This window comes from Neobacillus sp. PS3-12 (genome assembly GCF_030915385.1).
Taxonomy (GTDB): Bacteria; Bacillota; Bacilli; order Bacillales; family Cytobacillaceae; genus JAEVLT01.
The window spans coordinates 4,674,359-4,696,928 of the sequence record NZ_CP133268.1 but is presented as its reverse complement, the minus strand read 5'-3'; the positions used below and the strand labels follow the sequence as shown (position 1 = coordinate 4,696,928).

General features: G+C 39.8%; 22 protein-coding genes and 1 pseudogene. 6 read left to right on the top strand and 17 right to left on the bottom strand.

Features of this window, described 5'->3' with window-relative positions; translation table 11 throughout:
* Positions 1–5: 5 nt before the first annotated feature.
* From RCG17_RS23665 to RCG17_RS23640, 6 genes are all read left to right on the top strand, one after another.
* Positions 6–992 (top strand): heme-dependent oxidative N-demethylase family protein, encoded by a 987-nt coding sequence (locus tag RCG17_RS23665; protein ID WP_308172475.1) that lies wholly within the window; start codon positions 6–8, stop codon positions 990–992.
* Between the two features lie 25 nt (positions 993–1,017).
* Positions 1,018–1,536 carry a dimethylamine monooxygenase subunit DmmA family protein gene (locus tag RCG17_RS23660; protein WP_308172474.1) on the top strand — a complete coding sequence of 173 codons (519 nt, stop codon included), beginning with the start codon at positions 1,018–1,020 and terminating at the stop codon, positions 1,534–1,536.
* A gap of 51 nt (positions 1,537–1,587) precedes the next feature.
* Positions 1,588–2,553, top strand: coding sequence for a PDR/VanB family oxidoreductase (locus tag RCG17_RS23655; protein ID WP_308172473.1), 966 nt, complete (start codon positions 1,588–1,590; stop codon positions 2,551–2,553).
* Between the two features lie 77 nt (positions 2,554–2,630).
* Entirely contained in the window at positions 2,631–4,127 is a 1,497-nt protein-coding gene (locus RCG17_RS23650) for an aldehyde dehydrogenase family protein (RefSeq protein WP_308172472.1), read from the top strand.
* Between the two features lie 296 nt (positions 4,128–4,423).
* The gene (locus RCG17_RS23645; RefSeq protein ID WP_308172471.1) at positions 4,424–4,876 is read left to right on the top strand and encodes an APC family permease; all 453 of its coding nucleotides are present in this window, start codon (positions 4,424–4,426) and stop codon (positions 4,874–4,876) included.
* A complete protein-coding gene (locus RCG17_RS23640) occupies positions 4,867–5,970 on the top strand; it encodes an APC family permease (protein ID WP_308172470.1) in 1,104 nt (367 codons plus the stop codon). Before RCG17_RS23645 ends, RCG17_RS23640 begins: the two co-directional genes overlap by 10 nt.
* A 608-nt stretch (positions 5,971–6,578) precedes the next feature.
* Here the strand turns inward: RCG17_RS23640 and RCG17_RS23635 are convergent.
* The 17 genes and pseudogenes from RCG17_RS23635 to RCG17_RS23555 form a co-directional block, all read right to left on the bottom strand.
* Positions 6,579–7,607: an NADH:flavin oxidoreductase/NADH oxidase gene (locus RCG17_RS23635; protein ID WP_308172469.1), complete on the bottom strand. Its 1,029-nt coding sequence runs from the start codon at positions 7,605–7,607 to the stop codon at positions 6,579–6,581.
* 497 nt (positions 7,608–8,104) lie between these two features.
* Entirely contained in the window at positions 8,105–9,439 is a 1,335-nt protein-coding gene (locus RCG17_RS23630; RefSeq protein ID WP_308172468.1) for a purine-cytosine permease family protein, read from the bottom strand.
* 151 nt (positions 9,440–9,590) lie between these two features.
* Positions 9,591–10,631, bottom strand: a complete 1,041-nt coding sequence (locus tag RCG17_RS23625) for a 2,5-dihydroxypyridine 5,6-dioxygenase NicX family protein (RefSeq protein ID WP_308172467.1) — start codon at positions 10,629–10,631, stop codon at positions 9,591–9,593.
* 15 nt (positions 10,632–10,646) lie between these two features.
* The gene (locus tag RCG17_RS23620) at positions 10,647–11,468 is read right to left on the bottom strand and encodes an alpha/beta fold hydrolase (RefSeq protein ID WP_308172466.1); all 822 of its coding nucleotides are present in this window, start codon (positions 11,466–11,468) and stop codon (positions 10,647–10,649) included.
* A 75-nt stretch (positions 11,469–11,543) separates the two neighbouring features.
* Positions 11,544–13,055 (bottom strand): 4-hydroxyphenylacetate 3-hydroxylase N-terminal domain-containing protein, encoded by a 1,512-nt coding sequence (locus RCG17_RS23615; RefSeq protein ID WP_308172465.1) that lies wholly within the window; start codon positions 13,053–13,055, stop codon positions 11,544–11,546.
* 425 nt (positions 13,056–13,480) lie between these two features.
* Positions 13,481–14,344: an FAD synthetase family protein gene (locus tag RCG17_RS23610; protein ID WP_308175935.1), complete on the bottom strand. Its 864-nt coding sequence runs from the start codon at positions 14,342–14,344 to the stop codon at positions 13,481–13,483.
* A 209-nt stretch (positions 14,345–14,553) separates the two neighbouring features.
* Positions 14,554–15,132, bottom strand: coding sequence for an isochorismatase family protein (locus RCG17_RS23605; RefSeq protein ID WP_308172464.1), 579 nt, complete (start codon positions 15,130–15,132; stop codon positions 14,554–14,556).
* A gap of 154 nt (positions 15,133–15,286) precedes the next feature.
* Positions 15,287–15,775, bottom strand: coding sequence for a flavin reductase family protein (locus tag RCG17_RS23600; protein WP_308172463.1), 489 nt, complete (start codon positions 15,773–15,775; stop codon positions 15,287–15,289).
* The gene (locus tag RCG17_RS23595) at positions 15,768–16,562 is read right to left on the bottom strand and encodes a maleate cis-trans isomerase family protein (protein WP_308172462.1); all 795 of its coding nucleotides are present in this window, start codon (positions 16,560–16,562) and stop codon (positions 15,768–15,770) included. The genes RCG17_RS23600 and RCG17_RS23595 overlap by 8 nt, the downstream gene beginning before the upstream one ends.
* A gap of 50 nt (positions 16,563–16,612) precedes the next feature.
* Positions 16,613–18,118, bottom strand: a complete 1,506-nt coding sequence (locus tag RCG17_RS23590; protein ID WP_308172461.1) for a 4-hydroxyphenylacetate 3-hydroxylase N-terminal domain-containing protein — start codon at positions 18,116–18,118, stop codon at positions 16,613–16,615.
* Positions 18,119–18,370: 252 nt separating this feature from the next.
* On the bottom strand, positions 18,371–18,940 hold the full coding sequence (locus RCG17_RS23585) for an isochorismatase family protein (RefSeq protein WP_308172460.1): 570 nt from the start codon (positions 18,938–18,940) through the stop codon (positions 18,371–18,373).
* Complete coding sequence (locus RCG17_RS23580) at positions 18,906–19,136, bottom strand: MerR family DNA-binding transcriptional regulator (protein WP_308172459.1); 231 nt, start codon at positions 19,134–19,136, stop codon at positions 18,906–18,908. Before RCG17_RS23580 ends, RCG17_RS23585 begins: the two co-directional genes overlap by 35 nt.
* Before the next feature lie 361 nt (positions 19,137–19,497).
* On the bottom strand, positions 19,498–20,181 hold the full coding sequence (rpiA, locus tag RCG17_RS23575) for a ribose-5-phosphate isomerase RpiA (protein ID WP_308172458.1): 684 nt from the start codon (positions 20,179–20,181) through the stop codon (positions 19,498–19,500).
* Between the two features lie 37 nt (positions 20,182–20,218).
* Positions 20,219–20,998, bottom strand: a complete 780-nt coding sequence (locus RCG17_RS23570) for an SDR family NAD(P)-dependent oxidoreductase (protein WP_308172457.1) — start codon at positions 20,996–20,998, stop codon at positions 20,219–20,221.
* A 227-nt stretch (positions 20,999–21,225) separates the two neighbouring features.
* Positions 21,226–21,945, bottom strand: coding sequence for a DnaB-like helicase N-terminal domain-containing protein (locus tag RCG17_RS23565; RefSeq protein WP_308172456.1), 720 nt, complete (start codon positions 21,943–21,945; stop codon positions 21,226–21,228).
* A 124-nt stretch (positions 21,946–22,069) separates the two neighbouring features.
* A complete protein-coding gene (locus RCG17_RS23560) occupies positions 22,070–22,153 on the bottom strand; it encodes a DnaD domain protein (protein ID WP_308175934.1) in 84 nt (27 codons plus the stop codon).
* A 23-nt stretch (positions 22,154–22,176) separates the two neighbouring features.
* A pseudogene (locus tag RCG17_RS23555) lies at positions 22,177–22,403 on the bottom strand (DNA replication protein DnaD); the annotation flags it as partial.
* Between the last annotated feature and the right edge of the window lie 167 nt (positions 22,404–22,570).

Here is a 22,570-nt window from a genome sequence, read left to right as displayed (position 1 = left end):
TTATCGTGTACAAATCTACTAATCTGGACCTGTTCCCCTATCCTTTTCATACCGTTAAAGAAGGCACCAATTATCGTTATTCCAATGACTTAAGAAAACTTGAAAAAGATAAACAGAATTGCGTCGTCATAACACCAGAATATGAAAAACAAATCAAAAGAAAAAGGGAATTATTAATAGAACAACCTGAGGTAAGATTCCAATCCTATCCACATACCATGGAAATGCAATGGGAAGTCGCGGAAATGCTTATTGATCTGGCGGTCGAACGCTACCCAGAGCACTTCCAAGTAGAAAAGAACGGCAATCACTGGACTTTTCGTAATTTCCTATTAAATGAAACGGAAACTTTCATCTTTGGTGATGCGTCAAGTATCACACTTGAGCCGCTTGACTTGATCGGCCGTCATTTCGTTACTGACTTTGTATTAATGGTTCTTCGGGATGACAATCTTTATTTGGAAGTTGCCCAAGAATCTTATGCAGCCTTATTCTCGCCTCACTGGAATAAAGGGATGTCATTCGATGAAATTCATGGACCAGTACCATTTGTTTCACGTACAGGTGTATCGCTTACCGAAAGAGTACGTAATTTCTTAATTCGTAATGTTTTACCAGGTGAACCATGGACGAGAATTAATTGGAACTTAATGGCAAACCGTTGGGACGTTAATTATGAAACCTTTGATACATGGGGACCAACACGCTCTCTAGTCACTCCTGAAAATGCAGGCAATCTAGTAAGACTTCGTGTCGAAGAACAATTTTTCTATCGGATGCCAAGGAGCAATGCCATTTTGTTCGTATTAAATACGCAATTCCTGCCAATGGAAGATTTAATCTTAAGACCAGAGTGGCTTGAGCAAACGTACTCCATTTTATCTGATATTCCGAAACCAATGGCTGATTATAAAGGATTTACCCCATTTATTGAACCCACAGTAGAATATTTGAAAAACCTAGTCGAAAAAGTAAAAATACAAACGAACTAAATGGGAATGATTGGAGGTATTTGTGGTGGTATACAACAACCCAGTATTATTCGATAAATCAGAAACAATAGTAGAAAAGTTCACTGTCAGACAGAATAGAAGAAAATTATTGATCGTATCTGCAGAACCAAAGGAAGCAGACAAAATCAAGCAATTCATTGATGAAATCAAGGGACAAAAAGAATATGAATGTTTAGTTCTTGATGATGAATTACAGGTAAAAACGATCAGTGAGATTTTAGACCGTCAAGTAATGGGTACCCAGCTTTATATTTCAGCAAGATGGGATGACGCCGTAACGATTTTTAATGAGGCTATTGATGCCGGCTTTTCAGAGGATGAAATTCAAGTACACATTTCGGGTGAGAAAAAACGTTATGTGTACTGTATTAAATGCTATCACCTGCAGGAAGCAGCAGCAGAGGAAACAGATACGATTTGCCATCATTGTCAAATCAGCTTGGAAATTGGTCCTTTCTTCTCAAGGGAGCGTAAAGGATATATTGGCTATCCTTACAATCCTGCTTTCGTAACATCAAATTAAAGTGACAAATATTCGGTGAGATTGAAAATATAACGATGGGAGGAATGGATCGTGGCGAATTTCGGAAATATGACCGTTTACGTCGGAAGAATTGTACAGGAAACAAAATTTATAAAGCGTTTCATCCTGTATCCCGTTGATCGCAAATTACTGCCCGCATTTACCGGCGGGTCACATATTGCAACATATGTAAAAAACGGCGATAGGGTTTTGGAAAGAAATTATTCACTTGTTAGTCATCCAACTGACCGCACTCAATATGCTATTGCCATTCGAAAAGATGACCATTCAAGTGGCGGTTCTGTTTATTGGCATGATGAAATCAAAGTGGGAGATCAATTAGAAATCAGCTGGCCTAAAAATCATTTCCCGCTGGCTTATAAAGCAGCAAAGCATCATGTGTTTTATGCTGCTGGGATCGGGATTACCCCATTTTTGACAATGATGGAAGATTTAACAGCTGAAGGTAAATCATTTGAATTGCACTATGCAGCCAAAACGAAAGAAGATTGTGCCTTTTATCATCATTTGAATGCAAAATATCCTGGGAAATGCCGTTTCTATTTTTCAAGAATCGACACTCCCAATAAAATGACACCTGCATCAATGGCCGAGCATCGGATTGGCACACATGTATATTTCTGCGGCCCTGTTTCAATAGTAAAAGAATTTAGAGAAGCGGCGGAAAGGCTCGGTTACCCGAACCATTCGATCCATTTTGAATTATTTGCCGCTGAGGATGAAGGACCAAAAGATCCATTTGTCGTAAAGTTAGCTGAAAGCAATAAGATGGTAGAGGTTTCTGAGGAAGAGACATTATTGGAGGCCTTGTTAAAGGCTGGGGTTGATGCTCCCTATTCCTGTAAAGTAGGAGGATGCGGAACCTGCGAAGTACAGGTAGTGAAAGGAGAAGTTGATCACCGCGATCATTTCTACAAAGATGAAGAAAGGCATAAGAAGCAAGTCATTTTAACTTGCTGCTCCAGAGCAAAAGAAGAGCTTATTTTGGAGCTTTAGAGTACCTAGTAAAGGCCAGATTTTGTTAAGTTTTGCTAGATGTTTTAATAGATTAATCATTTATGGAGGGATATTTGATGGCAATTAACACACAGGTAATGGAATTAAAAATGTATATTAATGGCGAGTGGAGACTTTCCAGTAATCATGATACCAATAAGGTGATAAACCCGGCCAATGGTGAACTAATTGCCATTGCTCCAAGAGCGACCATTGAAGAAACAAAAGAAGCGATTAGCGCTGCAAAAGAAGCCTTTAAAAGCGGTGTCTGGTCTAAGCTAAGTGCACAGGAACGTGCAGATTACCTTTTGAAAATTGCTAATAAAATAGATGAAAAACATGATGAACTAGTAGAACTTGAAGTAAAGGATAATGGAAAAATTAAGGCTGAGGCTGATATTGATATTTATGATGCCGCTTCTTGTTTCCGCTATTATGCTGGCCTGATCAGAACCCCGGATGGACAAACATATCATGTGGCAGACCCAATGCAAGCAATGGTCGTACGTGAGCCGGTAGGGGTTACAGGGTTGATTGTTCCTTGGAATTTTCCATTCCTAATGAGTGTTTGGAAATTTGCTCCGGCATTAGCAGCCGGGAATACAATCGTGTATAAGCCTGCTGAAGTTACTCCTATAACAGCAACAAAACTGGTAGAGTTGATCGATGAGGTTGGCGTCCCTAAAGGAACAGTGAACCTGGTGCTAGGAAAAGGTTCTGTCATCGGCGAAGTGATCGCTGCAAGCCATGATGTCGATATGGTTTCGTTTACGGGGAGCACCGAGGTAGGCAGAGCCATTATGCGGAATGCTGCCGGAAATCTGAAAAAAATCTCTCTTGAACTTGGCGGCAAGTCACCAAATATTATCTTTGCCGATGCTAATTTTGAAGCTGCCATCGATAATGCGTTAGTAGGTATCTTCTATGGCTCCGGCCAAGTATGTTCCGCCGGAAGCCGCATTATTGTCGAAGAAAGCATTTATGATCAATTCGTTGAAGAGTTTGTAAGACGCGCAAAGAATATCAAGGTGGGACCAGGTTTGAATGAAGGCTCCGAAATGGGGGCAATTGTAAGTGAGGCTCAACTCAATACTATTTTGGAGTATATTGAAATCGGCAAAAAAGAAGGTGCCACACTAGCTTGCGGCGGCAATCGAATAACTGAAAATGGTTTGGATCAAGGATTCTTTATTGAACCGACCGTATTCATTGATGCAACTCCAGAAATGCGTATTGTAAGAGAAGAGATTTTTGGACCTGTTGCCGTTATTCAAAAGTTCAAAAATGAAGAAGAAGCAATTGAACTGGCAAATGATACAATATACGGCCTTGCAGGAGGTGTATTTACTTCTGATGGTGCAAAGGCAATGCGAGTGATTAAAGAGGTACGTGCTGGTATTACGTGGATTAACACGTATGGACCAACGTATAACGAAGCTCCTTGGCACGGTTATAAACAAAGTGGTATTGGTTCAAGTCTCGGAACATTTGGATTGGATGAATTCCAGGAAGTGAAACAAATTAACATTAATCTTGCCGTAGGGCCAACAGGATGGTTTTCAGACGAAAAATAAGTAACCTAAATAAGGGTGATTTAAATGACACTGTATGTCTTTAAACCACCCTCTTTTTAAGAATATTTCTATCATTCCAGCATTGGTTGGTTCCTGATCCACTTTTCTGAAAAAATAAAGGCAATCTCATTCCTATCTGAATATTTATTCATAGTTAGATACAAATGATCAAAGTTGAATCTTGATATGAAATAGATTACTATATATATCAAATTGACTGAATATTATCAATATTTTTATAACAAATGATATTTTCATATAAGAATGGAACTACTATTTTAAGGAGGATTAAAAACATGCAAGAAAATCTGAACGAAAAAATGGAAAGTTCTGTATCGGAACATCATGATAGTGATGCAGCACATCTGGCATCACTTGGATATGAATCTGAATTTCGCCGTGACATGAGTCCCTGGGCAAACTTTTCGCTTGGGTTTACTTACCTTTCTCCTGTTGTGGGTGTGTACACAGTATTTGCCTTCGCACTTGCACAAGGAGGCCCTCCAATGATTTGGAGCCTTCTTATCACTGGCCTTGGACAATTACTGGTCGCACTTGTCTTTAGTGAGATTGTTGCACAATTCCCAGTTGCAGGAGGAATTTATCCTTGGGCACGAAGATTATGGGGACGGAAGTATGCGTGGATGACTGGCTGGGTTTATCTAATTGCTTTGTTTGTAACGATTGCCAGTGTGGTATATGAGCCGGTCCTTTTCTGGCACAGATTTTGGGTTTTCAAGTGTCTGTAAGCTCGACGATTATTTGTGCCATACTCATTCTGGTGTTGGCGACGATCATCAACTTCCTTGGCACAAAGGCTCTCTCTGCGGCAGCACTCATTGGCTTTACTGCTGAGATCATCGGCGCGCTAGCAGTTGGCTCTTGGCTGCTTCTTACGCATAGACATCACAATCTTAGTGTGCTCTTTAATTCTTTCGGTGCACAAGGTAGCCATAGCTACTTATATGCCTTTGCTGCAGCTGGATTAATTGGAACTTTTCTATATTTTGGGTTCGAAGCTTGCGGTGATGTTGCCGAAGAAGTACCCAATCCAGGTGTTCTGATCCCTAAAGCAATGCGAAGGACGATTTACATTGGCGGTGCTGCAGCTATGTTTGTTTGCCTTGCCTTAGTACTTTCCGTTGCGGATATCCCTGCAGTAATTTCTGGTAAGGATGTATCGCCTGTTGATACATTATTAAACTCGGCATTTGGTCCTGTTGGCGCGAAAATCGTACTGGGTATTGTACTGATTTCTTTCCTTTCATGTACAATAAGCTTACAGGCAGCCGCCAGCCGACTTGCCTATTCGTATGGACGTGATGACATGATCATCGGAAGCCGTTTGTTAAAGAAGTTTTCGGCGGCTCGCCACATCCCGCCATATTCGTTGCTGCTGTCAGCCATTATTCCGGCCATCATTGTTCTTGGTTCAACAGTGTCAACAGATGCACTCACGAAGATCGTCAGTTTTGCATCGTTAGGCATTTATGTTGGATTCCAAATGGTTGTCCTTGCTGCACTTCGGGCCAGACTAAAAGGCTGGAAGCCAAGCGGTAAGTACCAATTGGGCAAGTGGGGACTTCCTGTCAATATTGGTGCTCTTGCTTACGGAATCATCGCAATGATTGACATGTGTTGGCCAAGAACGCCAGACGTGCCTTGGTATGATAACTATATCGTGCTTGTTTCGGGAGTCGTAGTAGTGGGTGCTGGTTTACTATATATGATGATTCATCGCAGCTACGGACACAGCAAAATGCCGTATAATGATGCCATTCCACAAAAAAACAGCTCTCATCTTAACAAACTAACCAATCACAACGACGACATTACAATATAATGAATGAAGTAAATTTATTCTTTCAATTCTAAGGATATTTTTTGATACTTTCAACCGAATGTTAGTATTCTATTTTTAAAAACCATTCTTTTCAAATTGGAGTACGTGTTCCTATTCTTCCATACAGGTTAATAGGAACATGTACTCCTATTTTATCTCCCCCCAAGTAATTATTTATTGAGGATTGAAAATGTTCGTAACAGCTTGGGATCGTTTTTTTTTCTAATTCTCTGTTTGCTTATAGGCAATAAATCTTTCAAACATTTCAAACAAGGTCATCTTTGTTCAGGTTCTTTAAACCGTCAATATCTTGTTTACCTCTTGAAACTTTTCGCTTATTTTTCCTTAATGGGCACATAAAAAAATCCACCTTTTATTCAGCATTTGGTGGATTTGACACACTAGAACTATGCAATTTTCAGAAAAAATACTGGTGACTTTTCACTCTTAAATCACAGTTTAAAGTGGTGACGATATACATACAAAGAACAGCTTCAATCGGCTAATACTATTTAGCCGATTTCGTTATATATTGACCACAAACTTACCCAGTTTATTAATAAATTTACCATTATAAACAGATTCAAATAATTTCATTAAGATATGGACTAATAAGCACGAATATACTGTTTTGGTACATCTAAATCTTTCATTCCTAATTCACGTGCAGCATGGATAGGCCAGTATGGATCACGCAAAAAGCCCCGGGCAATAGCAATAAGATCAGCATCCTCATTTGCCACAACTGACTGTGCCAATGCAGGATCTTCCAACATTCCGACTGCAATAACAGGAGCATCTAATTCATTACTAATGGCACGGGCAAATGGGACTTGATAGCCTGGATAATTGCCTGGCTTTCTCACTCCCGGGTGTCCTTCACCGCCTGAGCTCACGTGAAAAACATCAACACCAGCTTGTTTATAAACGTGGCAAAGCTTGATTGCATGATCCAAGTCGTAACCCCCATCTGCGTATTCTACCGCAGAAATCCGAAGAATGAGCGGCATATCGTCCGGCATTTCCTTCTTTACAGATTGGATTACCTCTACGCCAAATTTTTCCAGACTTGTTCCGTACGCATCAGTGCGGTGATTGGTTAATGGGGATTGAAATTGCTGAATAAGGTACCCATGTGCACCATGCAGTTCAATCACATCTACCCCAGCCTCAACCGCACGGCGAGCCGCCGCTCCAAACTTCTGCACCATTTCATGAACTTCATCTGCCGTTAATTCCTTAGGTTCTTTATAGCGGTCGCTCGGATAGCGGATGGCTGATGGTGCAACAGGAGTCTCAGCATCTTCCGCTTTTCGTCCAGCATGGGCAAGCTGGATGCCAATTTTGGCATCGTGCTGGTGAACACTTTTGATCACACGAGCAAAATCTGGGATCTGTTCATCCGACCATAAGCCGAGATCATAATTAGTAATACGTCCATCTGGGTCTACATCGGTCATTTCCATGATGATTAGTCCTGCCCCGCCAATGGCCCGGCTTACATAATGGATATAATGCCAATCATTGGGACTACCATCCATAGCAGTAACGGAATACTGGCACATAGGAGCCATAACAACACGGTTTTTTAATTGCAAACTCTTTATTGTATAAGGGGAAAATAGATGATTTTCCATTTGAAACACCTCAATTTATTTTGTCATTTACACAAGTATTCTAAGCCTTATGTTTGTTTTTATACTGTGTGCGTATTCTAAATCCTGATAATGCAAGAAAACTCATACCATTCAACCGGATCGCAATAGGTTCTGCCTCTCGATCTGAAGTAAATTCATACCCGCATCCAGGGCAAATGTCAAGCTCAGAAATTGGGGTTGCTATCACTGGTGTAGCTGGCCCATTAGGAGGAACCGAAAAAATATCTTATGAAAAATAACCCGTCTATTTTTCTTAAGAACCTTCTCGTCACACGAACTAACAGGGGACAAAATCACTCCAATACGAAAGGAGACCTTTTACAGGGTCTCCTTTTTTCTGTCAGTTTCTCTTATTCATTAATCTATCGTACTAAAATTCTCAGCGTGCTCGCTGTTGACGATGGTTGAAGTATACGGAAATAACTTCATTAAAATATAGTATAATACTGCTCCAACAATGGCTGATGAAGTAAAACTTAGGTCGATTCCGCCAACATCATGTACGAGCGGGCCGTGTAAATGCTGGAGCTTGTGAACAATAATCCCACAATAAGGCCAATAGTCCAGGAAATAACCGCCGGAATATTAAACCCATTCGAGTACCAATAGCTGCTTGAAGGTGAGCTATTGTGTAAATCCAAGGGCTTATATCGGCCCTTCACTAAGTAGTGCCCGACAAGATTGATCGCTAGCCAAGGTGATACACCCACAATAATGATAATGACAAACGCGTCAATCAGTTGCATCATATCGGAAACATCAAGTACACCTATAAATACTAGCAGAAACCCGACAACAGTCATTATTATAGTGGTAGTAACACGTTTAAGCTTCCATCCAAGAGTCTCTAAAGAAAGTCCGGCACTGTATAAACACAAACCACCGTTCGGCAGACTGCCAAATATTCCAGCAAGCGTAATAGGTAAAACCCACCAGGAAGGAGATCCGCCAATAATTCCTGTAACAAACGGCGTGGATAAATCCTTCACTGTGGACATCATATATGAGGCAGGCACCATCGCTAACCAACAGCCGACAAACATTCCTAGGGATGTTGCCCCAGTTAATTTTTTTGAACTATGGCGATTTGGAATATATCTGCTATAATCTCCAACGAATGGCGCATAAGAAATCGGCACTGATGCCACTACGAGCATAGCGAGAACCCATGTTGGCCAAAAACCGCCTAACAAATACTGACCGCCTTTATAACTAACGTCAAACTGTGAAGCAAAAGTAAACAAAGACAAAATGACAATACTGCCTACAAACCAAGTTCCTATTTTTTCAAACAAGACGACTACCTTATGGCCCATAATCGCAACGGTGGCTGTTATTAAACTGATAATAACGCATCCTATCAGCAGCGTACCGATCCCTTCAGACCAACCGAACAATCGGTGACCTCCTGCAACAAAGGCTTGAGCTCCAGTCCAAACCATTAGAGCATAAAATCCTACTGCTATAACGATATTAAGAACTGATCCAATGACACGGCCTTTTACTCCAAAGTGTGCTCCGCTGGCAAGCGCTCCATTGGTTCCTGTCCTTTGCGACAAAATAGCTAATGGTCCAATAACGATCGAACCAATCGCAAGCCCCAGAGTCATAGCCCAGAAAGCTGCCCACCATCCAAGTCCAAAAACAATCGGTAATGAACCGATCGCCATAATCCCGAAAGCAAATTGCGAACCACATAGAACGTAGAATACATTTGATGCCTTCGAATTCCGTTCATTCTCCGGAATCATATCGACACCACGTATTTCAATTGAAGAATGCTCTTTCACGTTAACCGTTTGGTTGCTCAATATACATACCTCCGTTTAATGGTCAAAATATTATAAAGGTACCATCTCTCGCAAAGAAGTTGTATTAAATCGCAGTAGAGTTGTTCTTTCAATATTAAGATTCATAGATTCAAAATCTTTTACTCAGTGCCAGAAAAATAAGGATTTTTTATCAAACTAGTTGCTGCTTTACAGGGTTCATTTCATCAATCACAATATCTCCTTCTTTAACAATTAACTTTCCGTCCAAATATAAGGTACAATTTTTCATTGGTAAATCAAGATGGCATGGGGTATCGTTGTTCCCCCCTAATTCAGAGTTTGGACCTAAGGAAAATAAGACATTCCCATAAAAAGCACGGCCATCCATGCCAAACACTTGATCATCGAGGGCCAAACTATGCCATTGTGCCCTTTCGTTAAGTCCCCAGCCTATGTGGGATATCGCGTAAGCCCGTGGGTCATTAAAGCTCTCCATATATTCCCTCATCAGCATGGCGTCAAAACCGCCTTCTATGTTGACAACATATCCACCTTTTATGGTTAGCTTCACTTGATCTTGAAAATATCGGTTAAATGGGAAAAATATGTCACCTTTATCCAAAACTACTACCCCATCAACCCCGCTATCATTCGATGTCGCTGCAGCGAAACAACTTGGCAAGTGGTCCCATCTTCCTGGTTCATCGGCAAAACCATATTCCGTCAAGATTGGATATTGACCCAACTGATACGTCACATCGGTGCCGGCCTTACTGGTAAATCTTAATTCTTTTGCATTTCTTAATAAATTGGTTGCATAAAGTACTCTCTCTTTGTCACTTTCTTTTGGAAACATCCTTTTTATGACATCGAACGGTTCGATAACCATCAAAATCCTTACTCCTGCTTCCTGCAGTTCAAGCTGTTCCTTAGAAAAAAGGAGGAGCACTAAGTCTATGACAAGATCAGCCTTTTTTAAACATTCAACCGCAACGCGGTTATCTGTCAAAGGTGTAATTCCGAATGAACCTTCTGGGCCTTGTTTCGCAGGCGGCAGTTTTAATTCAAAGGCATTCGTCCCAAGCTCTGACGCTGCAGTAAGGAACGCTTTCGCATAATCTGTTCTAATTTCGCCTGAGGTTAATACCGCCATCGTTTCAGATGGCTTTAATTTACACAATTCAAGCTCTCTTTTAAATAGGGAAACCATTTCATTAAATTCAACAGTCATTTATAGACACCTCTTTCATTTTTTTGTAAGTCCTTCAATAAATGAAACGATATAATCAACTGTTTGTTCAGGTGCATCTTTATACACCATGTGTCCTACACCTTTAACCCTTTCAACTTGCAGAGAAGGGTTGATTGTTTTCAAAACCTGCAGTTCGTTTTCACGAATAGTGTCTCCGTGTTCTGCAGCTAACAGTAATGCAGGAACTGTAAGCATTTTGATATATACTTGAAAAGGCTCCAGTAACAGAGATTGGTAAGATTCAATAATCGCTTGCAAACTGTTATTTCGATACTCTTCTGCTCTTTCGGCTATTTGTTCATCGGAAAAGGAAGGGAAGAAACTGCGGAATAATTCCATTTCTCCTTGATCAACAGCCTCCTTTTGTTTTAAAAACATGGACAGAGGATTCGGATATACATCTCTCTGGCCTGGGCCATTTATAGGAGGATCAATTAATACCATTCCTGAAATGAGAGATGGGTATTGACTCCCAAATGCAGCAGCGATTCGTGCTCCCATGGAGTGGCCAACCAAGATTGGAGAAACAGGATGATCGATTAATGCGTTGACAACATTCAGTAAATCTTCGCAATAATCTTTTAAAAGATACCCTTGCTTAGGCCGATCGGACTGTCCTCTGCCTCTTGGGTCCATTGATAAGCAATGGTATTTTTTAGGCATCAAATTTAAGATTTTTCTAAATGAATAGCTGTAACTTGTAATTCCCGGCAAAAAAATGACGGGAGTATCTGCTTTTTCCCCTTTCGAAATCATGTGTATTTTCGCATTAAGCCCCTTAACATATAAGTCATCAAAAGAATCATTTTGCTTCATATTAATATCTCCTCTAAACTTTAACTCTATTGAATTTCAAGCAACTTACATGTTGCGTTTAGATACGAAGGTTCATTACACCTCTAAAGGAAGTCCAATCGATTTACGAATTTTGTTCATAAAAGGTGTTCGATCATATTCATGGTACAGACGCTCGCGAAGCAATGGTGCAGGCAGTGCATTAACGTTTTCAAATAGTCCGACGCGGCCAGCGTGGGAATCGGTGGTTATATCCCAAATGAAGTTCATCAATAAATTTTTCTGTTTTGAGGTTAAATTGCGTCCAAAGAGAAGTTCTTCTAATTTTGCGCCAATAAACGGATGTTCATAGTCTTTCTCCGAAAATCTCATGACCAATCCCTGTCCGCATAATTCCTGAAGATGATGGATGATCTTCGGATAGTTTGTTATTCCATATAGACGTCCCGCTGTAAGCATATTTACATCCGGCCACATCACTTCATCTTGTGTCGGTTTAGCTAATTCCTCTGACGCTAATACATAAGCCCTTAACGTTTGAGCATACTGAATGACCTCAGATACGATCGAACGTACCCCTGGAATATTCCCTGTTCCTAATGCATCAACTATGAGTTGGGCAGCCCCGGCGTACATTTCAGCCTTAGTAGCCAAACGTGAGAGAATATGCCAGTGCGCTCCTAATACAACGGCCCCGTACAACTCATTAAGTTCTGGAACTCCATAGTTAAAAATCCTCCATTTCTCTATGAAAACATTATCAAAAATCAAGAAAGAATCCATTTCTTCTCCACGTGACTTAACTGGGTGATCATATGAACTAACAGAATCCGTTGAAACTGTTTCCCGGCAGATAATATGGATGCCTGGCGCATTAATTGGTACTGAAAGCCATAGAGATTCCTCAGGTAACAAACCTGGGCGCATCAGGTTGGAGAGGATCATTTCATTTCCTTGGGACGAAACAGAACCCACAGCCTTCGCTCCACTGATATAGATTCCTTCTTCCGTCTCTTTCACAACCCGAAGCAAAGCAGGTGTGGAATCGCCTCCTTTTAATTGGCTTCCTAATTCGTTATCGAATAGGCGGGCACCAGCTGCTGCAGCTTTGGAACGGTCGTTTTGAGGATCCACTAACACTTCGGGTCCCATTAGGTTATTTTTTTGCGCATAGTCGATATAGTGAAGAACATTATCCGCATATTCAGGCCTTTTGCTTCGGAATTGGGAAAGATAAGCTGCCATACCTACTGGTACGAGTGGAGCCAAATCAAACGGTCGGCCAAACACTCCGAAGGTTTCCTGAGCGATATAGTCCGTTAATTCACGACGGCTCTTAAGATCTTCCTTCGTTCTTGGAATCATCCACGCTTTGGTGACTCGTTCCCCTAAATCAGACCTAATATAAGTAAGCGTATCTTTCGTTTCAGAATTATGCTGAGCATTAAAGATTTTGGCCATAATATCAATACCACCGCTAGTAGCCGAGTGAGTAGTGACATCCGGAATTCGTTCACCTTTATAATAAACTGTACGGTTATCACGGAGACTTTCCTTATACATTTCCCCTGTTTTTAAATACTTTGATATTACTTGAGTCTTTTCCATTCTTTCTCCCCCTTTAAAGAAGATCCTTTAACACTCAAAGATAAAAGTCATCAAAGTTAATTTCTATAATCATTATCTCAAACTATCAATCTTACCAAAATTTCCATCACCTCCATTCTATCCCACCTCTAAAATAGTGTAAATGTTAAGTATTATTCGAATATAAAGAATTTTATAAAACGAATGCTAGTATTGAATTATTCTGATTTTTGTATCACTGATTCAGAGAGGCAAACAAGTAGAATCCTGCCTGTTTCCAGAGGAAGAGATAGGCTGGATTTTTTATAAACAGTGCTGATTTTTGAAGATTGTAATCTATTCTATTCTCTGACTTATTTAAATGGTTAGTTGAAAGATTTTCTTTCCATATTAGAATTTGGATTTTATTGGAAAATAATAATATTAAATGCTATTCCTGGTGTTCGCTAGCTTAATAGAGAGAGGCTCTTCATTTCCTCAGTAGTTTTTATTGCATTAGACTGAATAAATTTGAGAATGACGTTATCCTTTGAAAGACTATTGATCATGGGGATTTCTAAAATTATTAGGGTAGATTTATTCTGAGCTAAAATCGTCGCTTTAGTAAAATACTTTTTACTTGAATTTTCAATGCTCACCATATATTCTCCCGCAGGGGGTAGAATTATGTCATAATCCGGCAAGAATAATACTTCGTAATCATCTAACGTCCTAGCAATCCTGCCACTCATTTCATGTTTTTTTCCCAGAAGTTCAGTAACAAACTTAAGATCACCATTTTTTATAGCATGACGCACACTTGTACTAGAGATTCGCTCATTATATAAATCCATAAATTTTACTATTTGTGTCTCAAATCCATATCTAAGACCTTCCCGTTTTAAAACATCAGGATTACCCGATCCTTTATAGCCAAACCTAAAATCTTCCCCAATAAAAAGTCTTTTAGGGTTTAGACCCAAAAGAATCTTCTTAATAAAATCATTAGCACTTATTTTTGAAAAGCTGTGATCAAAGGTATATTCAAGGAGAATATCTACTCCCAGTGCAGCAATACGTTCTGCTCTCGTCGTGGGACAAGTTAAACGGATGGACTGTGTATCCGCGTTACCGAAAAATGTTTTCGGTAGAGGGTCAAACGTAATGACTATAGAGGGACTGGAATTTTTTTTAGCTTCCCTTACAACATCTGATATTAACTGTTGGTGGCCCTTATGAACGCCATCAAATGTGCCAATCGTTATATAAGAACCTTGTTGAATTTCAGCTACTTTCGGGTTAAATAGATCTTTATAATATTTCACCATCATCACCTCACTTATTCCAACCGTTCAATCGTGGAAGTCTTACGGCTTTTTCCTAGCATCCTATCAAAAGTTTTTCCGCAATAGAATGAAACCTAATATATTTTATAGAAAAAATCAGAGCCCTTGGCCGATAGATAACATGAGTATAAAGCAGTACTTTCTTTTTATGTCAGTCCAGCCTGTGCTTCAAGGGCTCTAAATGATTAAATATGCTAACTTAGAAAAGCTTCTATAGATTCGGAAATATATTTGGAGGAAATAGTTGTTACGATTTCATCGGTTTTTAATACATCCGCATATTTTTGCCGTAAATCAAATAGACTTTGTTCATGTGATGCTACCGAACGATCACCTACAGCATCCTCAACCACAATCGGTCTGTATCCGTATTGCAGCGCATCTACAGCTGTGGCACGTACGCAGCCACATGTAGTACAACCAACGATAATAACCGTATCAACATTGTTTGCATTCAGGCGTGCAATAAGATCCGTCCCAAAAAAGGCAGAAGCGTATTTCTTAACAATTAAGCCGTCACCTGTTTGAAAATCTAAACGAGGGTCTACTTTTACGGCGTCAGTACCAGCTTTTAATGTTTTTAAGCCCTCCATTTTTTGATACCATATTCCAGAATCAGCAAATAAATTATCATCATAAGAAATCGTCGTAAAGAACACTGGTAGATCCATTGTGTGCATCGTATGCAATAGCTTATTCACTTTTTCAATTTGTGGAGTTAAATCAGAGCCCATTGGCATACCGGGATCTGTAAATCCTGTAATCAAATCCACTACTACCAAGCCCAGTTTTTACCAAAGCCCAATAATTTTCCAAACCCTCTTTCTTTAAAGAATTTCTCATCATCTTTATGCTGCACCACAATACTCGCCTCCTGAACCCTCTAAGATTGGAAAGAAACAAACTTAGAGGGACCCCAATTGTTAATTAACTCTTTACACCAGTAGTAAATTCACCAAATTGCCTATTAAAGTAAACCAGTGGAGATTTTGCTTCACCAAGCTGTACATCTTCAACTAAACCGATAAAAATAGTATGATCTCCAGCTGGGACAACTTGGTCTACTTTACAATGAATATTCGCTAATGCATTTTTAACATTATAATTGTAGTTTCCTTTGCTTTCTGCAAAGTCCTCAAAAAACTTTGGTGCTCCTGATTTAGCTCCTGATTTTGCGATTTCGATTTGGTCTTCAGCCAATAAACTTACACTAAAACGATCATGATCAATAATTGCTTGGGTACTCGCAGCTTTCGTTGCCAGGCTTACTAAAATCAGCGGCGGCTCCATAGAGATTGAACAACACGCACTTACAGTTAAACCCCACGGGCGGCCATCCATTTCAGTCAAAACCACTGTTACCCCGGCAGCCAGTCTACCCATTGATTCAAGGAATCGATCTTTTACATTATCCACGAAATTTTCCCTCCTGAGATGAAACATTTGACAAAATTCCCCCTGACAACAATTTACCGGCATTAGGTACATAAGGGTTTAAGTTAAGGGTTTTAAGAATTTTATACACTGTTGAAACAGCTGCTGATAGCACAGGTTTTCCTATTTGATTTTCAACGATCTGAATCGCATCCAGTGAAGGCATCTGTACGCAAGCAGATAAGACAACGGCATCAGCTTGGCTAATATCCAAATGTTTCACAATATCAACTAACCTCATCGGATCTTGTCGTCCTACTTCCAGATTATCCGGGATTTCCAAGCTAATCGAATCTGTCACTTGTATTCCACTAGACTCTATATAGTCAATAACCTGGTTTGTTAATGGCTTCATATAAGGAGTAATAATAGCAACTTTTTTTGCTCCTAAGGCTTTAATACCCTCCACTAAGGCTCCAGCACTGCTAATAACCGGCGTAGCAGCTCCATTTTGTTCTGTTACTTTAAACAGACGTTCTTCGGATTCCATATGGTATCCCGGCCCTTGGCACATGATGGCAACAAGACACGCATAGGCAAGAGCATCGCATCTGGCATCTGAAAGTTCAACGGCACAGCGATCACTTTCAATATCCATTGCTTTCAATTCCTCTTTTGTTACATGTTTCATTCGCATTCTGCTTGAATGAAAAGTAAATGATAATTCCGGATCGACCTGTTCTCTCCATCTAAGCATTGCAGGAATTTCTGTTTCCATTGTTGTATTTGAACTGGGAACAACCAGTCCTATTCGATAGTTTTTTTTCAATTTGTACACCTCCAAATGATAGAACCTATTAAGCTATTATTCTTTTACACTTACAAAGGAAGTCCGATCGATTTACGAATATGGTTCATGAAAGGTGTACGGTCATATTCATGATACAGACGCTCACGCAATAGTGGTGCTGGCAATGCATTCACGTTTTCAAACAGAGCTACGCGGCCAGCGTGAGAATCAGTTGTAATATCCCAAATGAAGTTCATCAACAAATTCTTCTGCTTGGAGGTTAAATCGCGTCCAAAGAGCAATTCCTCTAATTTTCCACCAATAAACGGATGATTATAGTCTTTTTCAGAGAATCTCATAACCAATCCCTGTCCACATAGCTCTTGAAGGTGATGAATAATTTGCGGATACTGTGTGATTCCATATAGACGTCCCGCTGTAAGCATATTGACATCAGGCCACATAACGCCATCATCAGTCAATTTGGCTAATTCCTCAGAAGCTAAAACATAGGCTCTTAACGTTTGAGCATATTGAATGACTTCGGATACGATTGAACGTACGCCTGGAATTTTTCCTGTTCCAAGTGCATCAACGATAAGTTGTGCAGCCCCGGCATACAATTCTGCTTTAGTTGCTAAGCGGGACAATACGTGCCAGTGTACTCCTAATACAACATCTCCATACAATTCATTAAGTTCCGGCACACCATAGTTGAAAATTCTCCATTTCTCTACAAAAACGTTATCAAAAATGAGGAAGGAATCCATTTCTTCTCCTCGTGATTTCACCGGGTGATCATAAGAACTAAGAGAGTCGGTAGAGACTGTTTCACGGCAGACAATATGAATGCCTGGTGAATTAATAGGAACTGCTAACCAAAGTGATTCTTCCGGTAACAAACCTGGGCGCATCAGGTTAGAAAGAATCATTTCGTTACCTTGAGAAGAAACAGAACCTACTGCTTTTGCTCCGCTAATGTAGATTCCCTCCTCCGTCTCTTTCACTACCCGAAGCAACGCAGGTGTGGAGTCTCCTCCTTTTATTTTGCTTCCTAATTCGTTATCGAATAGGCGGGCACCTGCAGCTGCTGCTTTCGAACGGTCATTTTGAGGATCCACTAACACTTCTGGTCCCATCAGGTTATTTTTCTGTGCATAGTCGATATAGTGAAGAACATTTTCTGCATATTCTGGTCTTTTCTTGCGAAATTTGGAAAGATGCGCCGCCATACCTACAGGAACAAGTGGAGCTAAATCGAATGGTCTGCCAAACACTCCGAAAGTTTCTTGAGCTACGAAGTCAGTCAATTCCCGACGGCCTTTAAGCTCTTCCTTCGTTCTTGGAATCATCCAGGCCTTACTGACGCGTTCACCTGACTCTGGGCTGATATAAGTAAGTTTGTCTTGAGTTTCCGTATTATGCTGAGCATCATAAATTTTAGCCATAATATTGATACCGCCGCTAGTAGCCGGGTGAGCAGTCACATCTTCAATTCGTTCACCCTTATAATAAACTGTGCGATCATCACGAAGACTTTCCTTAAACTCCTCACCTGTTTTCAAAAACTTTGATGCTACCTGAGTCTTTTCCATTTTTATTCCTCCTTAAAATAGTATAAAATTTATTCAAAACCTATAGATTGAAGTTTCCAAAGTTGTATAATGTCTTTTAAATTTACCTCAATCTACCAAACTTACCAAACCTTCCATGACTTTATTTTATTACACGCTTTCAATTATGTCAATATTCAAATTTATTTAAATTAAAAGAAAATTCTAACAAAAAAACCGTGAATTATCACGAAGATAAATTCACGGTTTTTTTACTTAATTCTACCTTGCTAATTATCGCTTCATACCTTTTAGAACCTTCTCCAGATTCATTACATCTGCATATCTAGCATTTAGGTCTATTAAAGTAGAGTTATGTAAGGATTGATTACGATCTCCAACAGCCTCACTAGGGATAATAACTCTGTATCCTCTTTGAAGAGCATCTACCGCATTTGCTCTTATACTTCCACTTGTGGTTGCACCTGCCAATATGATTGTATCAACTTGACATTTCTGTAAAAATTCATCTACAGGACTATCATAAATACTAGTAATATATACTGTAGGAGTAATCATATCAAAAGGATAGTCACTTAAAGCTGGATGGATGTTTACCCACTTACTTTCACGATCTAAAATCTGAAGTGAAGGAAATTTTTCACACCATAATCTAGATACCTTATGGTCTGAATCATAAATAGTAGTACTAAAGATAATCGGTATTTTAAGTAAAAGAGATTCTTCAATAAGTCTTTGTGTTGCAGAAATTTGATTTTCCAGTTTGATAGCTAATTGAGAATGTGATTCAGTAAATGCGATTGTTAAATCACGAATTAAGAGCAGGTTTTTGGCCGAATCCAATCTGCCCTGAAAATCCTTGGGTGGAGTATAGTTGCTTCAACTCATCCAAAACATATCTTCTTTGTCCTCCAGGTGTATATATAACCCTTAAACCATATTCTTCTATATAACCATCTTTCTCTAAACGCCGTAAGGTACTTGGTGAAACTCCAACTAACTTTGCAGCTTCAGATATATTTAAAAGATCTCCATACATATTAAGTCCTCCTTTCATCGTATTCTGATTTTCATCCTTAGAACTTCAAACTTTTCAAACATTCCAAACTTACCATTTATTATATCATAACATTTCTTGTCAAGGTACTTGAGTGTTTAAATTTTCCAAAAATAACAATATCATATAATGCCGTAAACTTATATCGTAACAGGGCGCACAGTCAAATCCTCCAGATACTTAGTAAGTCCATTGCTAACAGTAGAATACTCTTGTTACTTCTATTTGGTGCCAAAATCATTCCCACTTTATGTGATGTTACTGTCAAACACGAACAAAATATAAGGGCCTCTCCTAATTATAGAAAGGCACTAGTTGTTTCAGATTCTTTTTTTGAGGCCCATCATGATTTTTCCACTTCCCGCTTATTAATTTCAATTTCCTTATTACTATTCAAGGTAATGACGATATCAGCCATTTCATTAAATAAGCCATTATCGACTACGCCTGGTATCATATTGAGTTTCGTTTCTAGTGAACCAGGATTTGTTATCTCTGGAAAGCTGCAGTCAAAAATATAGTTGCCGTTTTCCGTAAGAAAAGGTGTTCCATTATTTTGCCGCAACTTTGGACTGCACCCTAGCTCTTCAATATATTTCCTAGTCATTTCGAATCCAAATGGCACTACTTCTACTGGAAGCGGGACGAGTCCAAGTTTTTCCACCATTTTATGAGAATCAGCTACCACTATAAACGTTTCAGCTGCCTTGGCAATGATTTTCTCCCGTAAAAGGGCGCCGCCCCCTCCTTTTATAAGGACTAATTCCGAATTAACTTCATCAGCCCCATCGATGGCCACATCAATTTGATCAATTTCAGCAAATGAGACCAGAGGAATCCCTAGTTCTTTTGCCAAATTTTCCGTTTGTTTAGAAGTAGGGATCCCTGTTATAGAAAGTCCTTGTTTAACTAATTCTCCAATTTTACAAATGCTAAAATATACAGTGGAGCCCGTTCCCAATCCAACAACCATTCCGTCATCCACATAATTGACAGCTATTTCTCCAACTTTTTTCTTCTCATTCAAGGTCTCTCGCTCCTTTCATTAAACATCAACACATCTTTTAAACCCTCTCTTGAAGCCACTTCTTAAAATCAGCAGCAACGATTCGTTCCCCCGTTATTCCCTCAGCACGGGGCGATGCTAAAAATACAATTGGTTCGTCCATAACCTTTGGATCCAATAACTGAAATTTGGATTCGATCTCGTTACGGAGTTCATCGGGAATCATCCCCGTGATAGTAGCCCCGCCTGGTAACAGCATATTTACTGTAATCCCATACTCCTTCAAATCTTCTGCCATGATATGTGAAAGAGATTCCGTTGCGGCTCTTGATGGCCCATAAGGAACAAATCCCTTTCTTTTCATGGTTTCATGGTTCATGGAAATATTAATGATCCGTCCTTTCCCTTGTTCGATCATGAGAGGGGTAACCCCCCTGGCAACAAGGAAATAGCCTGTTAAATTGGTATCGATTAAATTCCGAAATCCCTCTGGCGAAACCTTAAAAAATGGTTGTGGATCCACCAAAAAACGCGGGTTGACTGTTTTCATTCCAATTCCTGCATTGTTGACAAGAACATCCAGCTTTCCCCATTCTCTTCTCACCCATTGGACCGCCTCATCGACAGATTGTTCTGACCGGACATCCAATGGAATTCCAACAGCTGAATACCCTGCTTGCGTCAAACGGGCAACTGCTTCATCCAGCCTACTTCCAGGTCTGGAAGCCAACGCAACAGTTGCTCCCGATCGCAGAAGCGCTTCCGCCATAGAAAGACCAAGCCCGCTTGAGGCACCTGTTACGAGTATATGTATATTCTGTAATTTTTTTTCACTCATGAAGTTTATTTCCTCCTAAAAAGCACGGATTTTTAGGCACAGATGTATTGTTTAAGATCTGTGCCCTTTCATTAACTTTATTAATTTCCACCTATTTCAATAGATTTATTATTAAATTTTTCTGAAATCATGTGCTAGTTAGGAAGAACATAGGGACGGTTCTTGCGTTTCAATCTAACCTGATTTCGAAACATGTGAAACCGTCCCCTTGTTTATGTCTGAAGTGACTAACCCCGAATTTTACTATACATTTGGAGGAAAAGGCGTACTAAGCGTATCCTCCAAATAACATTATTAATTGGGTTTCCATGAATAATGTTAGGATGTCTTTGGCCCAAAAGGCGACTTACTGTTATCTCACTAAAGGGTCTCTTATTCGTGGTAAATGGTTTTATCTCCATCGAGGGTCTTGCCGCCAAAATTGTTACTTCCCCCCCCTGAAAGCCTCCCGTCACTTCGTCTAGCTTATGAATACCTGTTGTCGCATTTTTCATAGTTGTTTGATCTTCCCAGGGGGCCTCATAAATATCTGACAGGGCCTGGTGTAAGGACGTGTGATCTTCCATCTTCATTTGGTTAATTTTATCCAATTCAGCAATGACCTTTGCAATCTCCCAATCATTCATCGCTGCAACACTCAAGATGTTTCTCTTTTCCCGCTCCTTCCACAGGTCAATAATGAGCTTCTCCGTTCCATCAAATTTCTCAACATCTGCACACGATAACAGTCCCATAAGGTAGGAAATTCCACCAAATGATTCGAGATCGGGTAAGGTTGTCATTGTAATCACATCAATATTTTTTCCAGCACGCTTTAACTCCACCATTCTTCGCATTAATTCTTGGTGCCGTGTACTTTCAAGCTGTTCAGGTTGAACCACCGTATCCTTGAGTAAGTACTCCGCTTTCATCAAGCTCCCTAAGAACGCTTTTTCAGCAAAGCTCATTCCTCTTCACCTGCCGTCAGATCGAGTTTAAATGCACTTGGAATCGACCTTCCAGCAGGAACAGATCCCTATATCTGTCTAATAGCCTTGTGGTTCTCATCATCCGAATCAATTTCTTCTACGGTTAGTAAAGATTCATTTTCCAGTTTTTGAGAATCCCAACGATATAGTTTAGTTTTCGTTTGTTATTCGCACATGCAATATTCATGGCCTTTAATATCATTTCTTTTTCAACTTGTGATGCTCGATGAATCGATCCATTAACGCATGAACACTTTCTAACGAATATAACCCAAATAAAAAGCCATTTGTTTTTTCGTAATTTTATTGATCCCGATTTGAGTCGTTTGCGGATTCGTCTGTAGATAAAGGTAAAAATATTTATCCTCCGGACTCATTTCCTCAACAGCAATCGGATTCGTCCAAAATTCAGTTCGCACCATTCGAAATTTTGCCATCATCAACCACATTCCTTTCTTTTTAACAAAACCTCTTCTCACCTTCTATATAGAATTTAAGGAGACAAAAGGACAGGTTGTTTTTTATAGAAATGTGAATGTTAAGTGACAAAAATAATTCTGTGATGACGATTAATCTCTTGGTAAGCTACGGAAATCCTTCTGTT